4 protein-coding genes and 1 riboswitch are annotated in these 7,414 nt (G+C 69.8%); of the genes, 2 read left to right on the forward strand and 2 right to left on the reverse strand.

The window, feature by feature from the left end:
- Window positions 1-29 precede the first annotated feature (29 nt).
- Complete coding sequence (locus DMB66_RS31670; RefSeq protein WP_125807783.1) at window positions 30-596, forward strand: hypothetical protein; 567 nt, start codon at window positions 30-32, stop codon at window positions 594-596.
- Window positions 597-915: 319 nt separating this feature from the next.
- Here DMB66_RS31670 and metH read toward each other — a convergent pair whose 3' ends face one another.
- Together metH and DMB66_RS31680 are read right to left on the reverse strand one after the other, a co-directional pair.
- On the reverse strand, window positions 916-4,542 hold the full coding sequence (gene metH / locus DMB66_RS31675; protein WP_255441051.1) for a methionine synthase: 3,627 nt from the start codon (window positions 4,540-4,542) through the stop codon (window positions 916-918).
- Between the two features lie 13 nt (window positions 4,543-4,555).
- A riboswitch (S-adenosyl-L-homocysteine riboswitch) is annotated at window positions 4,556-4,631 on the reverse strand.
- A gap of 86 nt (window positions 4,632-4,717) precedes the next feature.
- Window positions 4,718-5,920: an acetylhydrolase gene (locus tag DMB66_RS31680; protein ID WP_125807784.1), complete on the reverse strand. Its 1,203-nt coding sequence runs from the start codon at window positions 5,918-5,920 to the stop codon at window positions 4,718-4,720.
- On the opposite strand from DMB66_RS31680, the gene DMB66_RS31685 reads away from it, so the two are divergent.
- Window positions 5,919-7,414 (forward strand): condensation domain-containing protein (locus tag DMB66_RS31685; RefSeq protein WP_199752729.1); only part of this gene is annotated, 1,496 nt, incomplete at its 3' end. The two genes, DMB66_RS31680 and DMB66_RS31685, sit on opposite strands and share 2 nt — an antisense overlap.

Genomic DNA, 7,414 nt, shown 5'->3' on the forward strand with positions numbered 1-7,414 from the left:
AACCGGGCGGGAGGAGCATGATGAGTGGCATGACCGCGATCTCCAGCGAGCGGGCCACCGAGCTGTTCCTCCTGCCCGAGGACGAGGTGGCGCTGTGCGAGGCGATCCGGCGGGAGTTCCCGGAAGTCGCCTTTCTTGACGAGAGTCGATGGGTGGATCCCGTCACGCCCCCCGTCCGGGGCAGCGTGCTGGAATGCGGGTCGATCGCGGGATTCTGGAATCGTGAGTTGTACCCGGTGCTCCAGGGCCGCCGCCGGGCCAACGGGCGGGTCGACGGTCCGGAGGCGGAGGTCGTGCAGTGGCTGCGGAGCCTGGTCCGCGGCCCGGGTGTCTTGCACCACGGTCGCTGGGCCTACTCGATGCCGGCCACTGCCGATCCCCGGATGCTCGACTTCGTCGACCAGGTCTGGCGCATCCTGCTGTCCCAGACCACCAATCGGATGAGGCGCGCATCAGCGGAGCATCCAGACGCCCCCGAGCGCAGGTTCCGGGTCGGCGCGCTCGCGTTTCAGCAGGCCGCCAGGGGCCGGCTCGAACTCGCCGCCGATGCGCTCCGGCTCGCCCCGGAGATCGGGTTCGAGTGGCCCAAGGAATGACGCCGCTTCGATCGCCGGGCATCGCCGCCGGCGCTCGTCGCCCTGGGACCGACCCATGCCTTCAACGCTGCTTTGCTCTGCTTCCCCATCGGAAACGCCGTTCGCGTTACGGACCCTTCGGTCAATGCCGGCTTGACCGAAGGCAGAACGTCAATGCCGGCTTGACCGAAGGCAGAACGTCAATGCCGGCTTGACCGAAGGCAGAACCCGGACGTTCCCATCCAGTGCTTCCTATGGGGAAGCAGAGCGGAGCAAAGCGACGGCGCCCATAGCGGGGGCGAGGCCCCAACGGGTCCTCCGGTCTCGCCCGCGTGCTGAGTCAGGAGGGTTCGTAGGCGAGGTTCGGCCGTAGCCACCGCTCGACGTCGGCGACGCTCATGCCGCGGCGGGCCGCGTAGTCCTCGATCTGGTCCTTGGCGATGCGGCCCACCGTGAAGTATTTGGCCGCCGGGTGGGCGAAGATCAGGCCGCTGACGCTGGCGGCCGGCGTCATCGCGAACGACTCCGTCAGGCCCAGGCCGAGCTTCGCCGCCTCCAGCAGGTCGAAGAGCTCCTGCTTCTCGCTGTGGTCCGGGCTGGCGGGGTAGCCGAGCGCCGGCCGGATGCCGCGGAAGCGTTCCGCGTGCAGATCGGCGAGGTCCGGCTGGGCGTCCGGCTCGAACCAGTCGCGCCGGGCCTGCAGGTGGATGTATTCGGCGAACGCCTCGGCGAGGCGGTCGGCGAGCGCCTTGACCATGATCGCGCGGTAGTCGTCCTGCTGGCTCTCGTAGTGCGCGGCCAGGGTTTCGGCGCCGTGGATCGTGACCGCGAAGCCGCCCAGGTGATCGCCTTCCGGGGCCACGTAGTCGGCCAGGCAGCGGTTGTCGCGGCCCTCAGGCTTGACCGTCTGCTGGCGCAGCATCGGGAAGCGCGTCCCGTTCCGCAGGACGATGTCGTCGCCCTCGGAGTGCGCGGGCCAGTAGCCGTAGACGCCGCTGGCCTGGAACGACTCGTTCGCGATGATCTCGTCGAGCAGGGTGTTCGCGTCGTCGTAGAGTTCGCGGGCGACGGGCTGGTCCAGGATCGCCGGGAACTTGCCCTTGAGCTCCCAGGCCAGGAACAGGAACTGCCAGTCGATCATCTCGCGCAGCGCGGACAGGCTCGGCTCGACCGTCCGCAGGCCGGTGAACGCCGGGGTGGGCAGGTCGCTGAAGTCGACCACCTCGCGGTTGGCCCGGGCCTGCGCGACGGTGAGCATCGGCTGCGAGCGCCGGTTGGCGTGCGCCTCGCGGAGGCGTTCCTGCTCGATGCGGTTGGCCGCGTCCAGCTTCTCGGCGCGGCCGTCGTCGAGCAGGTCGGAGACCACGCCGACGACCCGGGACGCGTCGAGCACGTGCACGGTGGTGCGGTCGTACGCGGGCGCGACGCGTACCGCGGTGTGCTGCTTTGAGGTCGTCGCCCCGCCGATCAGCAACGGCAGTTTCAGGCCGCGGCGCTGCATCTCGGCGGCCACGGCGACCATCTCGTCCAGCGACGGTGTGATCAGCCCGGAGAGCCCGACCGCGTCGGCGCCCTCGGCGACGGCCGTGTCCAGGATCCGCGCGGCCGGTACCATCACGCCCAGGTCGATGACCTCGTAGTTGTTGCAGCCCAGGACCACGCCGACGATGTTCTTGCCGATGTCGTGCACGTCGCCCTTGACGGTGGCGAGCACGACCTTGCCCTGACCGCGGCCCGGGTCGACCCGGCCCTCCAGGCGGGCCTGCTCCTTCTCGGCCTCCATGAACGGCTCGAGGTAGGCGACCGAGCGCTTCATCACCCGGGCGCTCTTGACCACCTGCGGCAGGAACATCTTGCCGGCGCCGAACAGGTCGCCGACGATCTTCATCCCGTCCATCAGCGGGCCCTCGATCACCTCGAGCGGCCGGGCCAGCCCCTGACGGGCCTCCTCGGTGTCCTCCTCGATGAAGTCGACGATGCCGTGCACCAGCGCGTACGACAGCCGCTCACCGACCGGCGCCTCGCGCCAGGACAGGTCGATCTCGCGCTTGGTGCCGGAGCCGGTGACCGTGGAGGCGAAGGTGACCAGCCGGTCGGTGGCGTCGGGACGCCGGTCGAAGATCACGTCCTCGACCAGTTCCAGCAGGTCGGCCGGGATGTCCGCGTACACGGCCAGCTGGCCGGCGTTGACGATGCCCATGTCGAGCCCGGCGCGGACCGCGTGCAGCAGGAACGCCGAGTGCATGGCCTCGCGCACCACGTCGTTGCCCCGGAAGGAGAACGACAGATTCGAGATGCCGCCACTGGTACGGGCGCCCGGGCAGCGCGCCTTGATCAACGGGAGGGCGTCGATGAAGGCCTTCGCGTACCCGTTGTGCTCGGCGATGCCGGTGGCGACCGCGAGGACGTTCGGGTCGAAGATGATGTCGTCCGGCGCGAAGCCGGCCTCGGTGACCAGCAGGTCGTACGCCCGGCCGCAGATCGACACCTTGCGCTCGGTCGTGTCGGCCTGGCCCTGCTCGTCGAAGGCCATCACGACCACGCCGGCGCCGTAGTCGCGGATCCGGCGGGCCTGGGCCAGGAACGGCTCCTCGCCCTCCTTGAGGCTGATCGAGTTGACCACGCCCTTGCCCTGCACGCACTTGAGCCCGGCCTCGAGGACCGTCCACTTCGAGCTGTCGATCATCACCGGGATCCGGGCGACCTCCGGTTCGGTGGCGATCAGGTTGAGGAAGGTCGTCATCGCCTGCTCGCTGTCGAGCAGGTCGGCGTCCATGTTCACGTCCAGCAGGTTCGCGCCGCCGCGGACCTGCTCCAGAGCCACGTCGACCGCGCCCTGGTAGTTGTCCGACTCGACCAGCCGGCGGAACTTCGCCGAGCCGGTGACGTTCGTGCGCTCACCGATCATCACGAACCCGGTGTCCGGGCCGATCGCGAACGCCTCCAGCCCGCTGAACCGGGTGGTCTCGGCCGGGGGAGCGATCACCCGCGGCGTCACCCCGCCGACCGCGGCGGCGATCTTCGCGATGTGGGCCGGCGAGGTGCCGCAGCAACCGCCGACGATGTTGACCAGGCCGGCCGCGGCGAACTCGCCGACCAGCCCGGCGGTCTGCTCCGGCGTCTCGTCGTAGCCGCCGAACGCGTTCGGCAGGCCGGCGTTGGGGTGACAGGCCACGAACGTGTTGGCGATCTTGGCGAGCTCCGCGACGTGCGGGCGCGCCTCCGTCGCGCCCAGCGCGCAGTTCACGCCGACGATCAGCGGTTCGGCCCGCTCGATCGAGCGCCAGAAGGCCTCCACGGTCTGCCCGGACAGGGTCCGGCCGCTGAGGTCCACGATCGTGACGGAGATCCAGAGCGGCAGCTGGGGCGCGACCTCGCGGGCCGCGGCGATCGCCGCCTTCGCGTTCAGCGTGTCGAAGATCGTCTCGATCAGCAACAGGTCGACACCGCCCTCGGCCAGGGCCGAGATCTGCTCCGCGTACGCCGCGCGCACCTGATCGAAGTCAACGGCGCGGTACGCCGGCTCGTCGACCCGGGGCGACAGCGACAGCGTCACGTTCAGCGGTCCGATCGAGCCGGCCACGTACCGCCCGCCGAATTCGTCCGCCGCCTGCCGGGCCAGCCGCGCACCCTGCACGTTCATCTCACGAACCAGGGACTCGAGGCCGTAGTCCGCCTGGCCGATGCTCGTGGCCGTGAAGGTGTTGGTGGTGGTGATGTCGGCGCCGGCGGCCAGATATTGCCGGTGCACGTCCAGGATGACGTCCGGCCGGGTCAGGTTGAGCAGGTCCGGGTCGCCGGTGACGTCCTGCGGGTGGTCGACGATCAGGTCGCCACGGTAGTCCGCCGGCGTGAGCGACGCGCCTTGCAGCATCGTTCCCCAGGCGCCGTCCAGCACCATGACGCGCTCGGCGAGCGACTGTCGCAGCGACGATGCGGTAGTGCCTCGGCTTGACGACGCGCTCAACCAGCCACCTCCGTAGTCGGAGGCGCCCTTGTCGATGTGAAGCAGGCCGAGCGTGGCGGGTCCAGCCCGTCGCAGCGCCCCTCGACCTGATGGCGAAGACTACCCCAACCGGTCACCTATCGCCCTCGTCCGTCTCAAGAGATGAGCGGTGTCACGGCCGCCGCGGTCCTTCGCCTCATGGAATGAACGTCACCTCGGGGAAGGCCGGGCTCGGGCGGTCGAGCAGGTGCCCGCGCCGCCCGCGCAGGTGCAGATCGAAGAACGCGAGCGGGTACGCCTGCTGGATCCGCACCGCCCGGGCCGGGTCGAGGGTGCCGATCCAGCCCCGAAGGTCCTCGTCGCTCATCCCGATCGCCTTCGCCAGCTGCGGCACCAGCACCTGGACATCGCCGTACGACGAGTGGAGCGCGCCGGCGGCCTGAAGGTCGCGCCGCCATCCGGTCAGGTGTGACCAGAACTCGGCGACGCTGGGCTCCGCGGCCCGGGTGAGCACCGCGGTCATCAGCATGAACGGCCGGTCCAGGTCGGCGGTGATCGGCGGTCGCGACTGCATCGGGCCGTCCAGGCTCAGCCCGGCCCGGACCCGCTGGTCCTCGCCCATCACCAGGGCGGTCGCCGTCGCGCCCTTCGACCAGCCGAACATGCCGATGCGGTGCGGGTCGAGGGCGCCACCCAGGCCGACCGGCAGTGGCCGACCCCCGGCGTCTGGATTGCGCCCGGCGGCGAGGTCCTCGATGCGGTCAAGGACGAACCGGGCATCCCGGGCGAAGTCCCAGGGCGTCAGGACGAGGTTGTCGAGCGGGACGGTGAGCCGGCCGTCGGGGAACTCGCTGAACGCGTCGTACGTGTGATCCACCGTGACCACCACGTAGCCGTGGCTGGCCAGTTCCTGAACCACGACGGTGGTGTCGGCCCGGTGGTCGTGCGCGCCGTGCGAGAACACGATGACGGGCAGCCGTTCGGCCGTGCGCCGCACCGGGGCGCCTTCGTGGCCGGCCGTGAGCGGCGCCAGCGCGGCGTCGGCCGCGAAACCCGCGGAGGTGAGCAGCGCCCGCAGGGCACCGGCGGGCATCCACCGAGCCCGCGGATGCCGCCCGACGTCCCGGGCGGGATACCAGACGCTGGCCATCAACTCGCGGAAGTGCCCCGGGCCGGCCACCGGATCCGGCCGGGAACCGTCGACCAGGTGCAACGACACCGTGCCCACCGGGTACGGCCCGGTCGGCCTGGGCAGCGTGAGCTGCGCCGGGCCCGGGGTGGCCGGAGCCGCCCCCGCCCGGCCCGGGACACCGATCGGCACCACGATCCCCGCCGCCAGCGCCGCGCCGAGCATGCTCCGGCGGGTCAATCGGTTCCGGCCGAACGCCGCGATCGTCATGGGTTCTCCCTGGGTTTCTCGGACAGCACCGTGGTGGCGCTATCCTCTGAGTGTATACACCGAGAGTATAGATCGGGAAGTCCAATGTGGTTCGAGGCTGGCCGGCAAGCGCGTCTACGGCCCGCGGCCGCAGCGACGGTTAGCATATTCCGGACTAATCGACCCCCTGAAGACGCGTTGCGGAGATACCTTGCGAATTACCGACCTTCAGCATTGCGAGGTCCGGCCCGGGCGCCTCGTGGAATGGACACTCCACCCGGCCGCCGCCCGCGCCGCGACCGGTATGCCGGAAGATCTCCGCCCGCCGGCATACGTGCAGGAATCTCATATCCGCACGGCGCGGTCGGTGCACCGGGGCGGCCTGTTCGTGCCGACCTGGCTCGGCGCGGTATTCGACATTCCGGGGAAAGTCGATCTCGAAATCCTGCACCACGCATTGCGCACCTGGACGCGCCGGCACGAGACGTTGCGCAGCGGATTCCGCTGGATCGAGGACGAATTGCGCCGCTTCACGCTGGGCGTCGACGCCGTGGAACTCCACCGCGAGGACCTCGGGACCATCGCCGACCCGGCGAGGTTGACCGCCTACCTTCAGGATCGCTTCGACGTCGCGGCGAACGCGCTCACCTGGCCGAACTTCATCTACGCCGCGGTCGTGCGGTACGCGAGCACGAGTGTCTACGTGGCCTTCGACCACAGCAACGTCGACGCCTACTCGATCACCCGAATCCCCGCCGAGATACACAGCCTCTACTACGCCGGCCTCGCCGGCCGAACCATGGATCCGGAACCGATCGCCAGCTACATCGACTTCTGCGCGATCGAGCGCGCGAACGCCGACAAGCTCGACGAGACCCACGAAATCGTTGACCGATGGCGGGACTTCATCGCCCGATGCGACGGAAAGCTGCCGAGCTTCCCCGTCGATCTCGGACTCGACCCCGGAGCCCCGCTGCCGGCCCAGAAACTCATGCAGGAAATGATCGCGGACGATGGCGAAGCGGCGGCCTTCGAGGCTTATTCGCGCCCCTACGGCGGCAGCCTGATCGGTATCCTCGCGGCGACCGGTCTCGCCGTGCGCGAGATCGGCGGGCAGCACGTTTACCGCACCATCGTGCCGTTTCACACCAGGGTGAAGTCCCAGTGGTCGAACTCGGTGGGCTGGTACGTGGGCGGCGCGCCGGTCGAGATCCCGGTGGCCCGGGCGACGGACTTCGACAGCGCGCTGAAGCTGACCCACGCCGCGCTCGCCAGGAATCGATCGCTGTCACGGATGCCCATCACCCGCGTGCTGCGCCTCCTGGGCTCCGACTTCCGGCCCACCTCGCCGGACCTGTACTCCATCGTCTCCTATGTGGACGCACGTGGCGTCCCGGGTTCGGACCGGTGGAACGACCTGCGCACCTACGGGTTGATGCGGGTCTCGTACGGCGACCAGGTGTGCGTCTGGATCACCAGGCTGCACGAGGGTCTGCAGCTCGCCTGCCGCTACCC

The organism is Actinoplanes sp. ATCC 53533 (assembly GCF_003947245.1).

Coding starts and splice junctions, on each gene's coding strand:
- DMB66_RS31670 (WP_125807783.1), top strand. CDS start 30: ATGACCGCGATCTCCAGCGAGCGGGCCACCGAGCTGTTCCTCCTGCCC.
- DMB66_RS31680 (WP_125807784.1), bottom strand. CDS start 5,920: ATGACGATCGCGGCGTTCGGCCGGAACCGATTGACCCGCCGGAGCATG.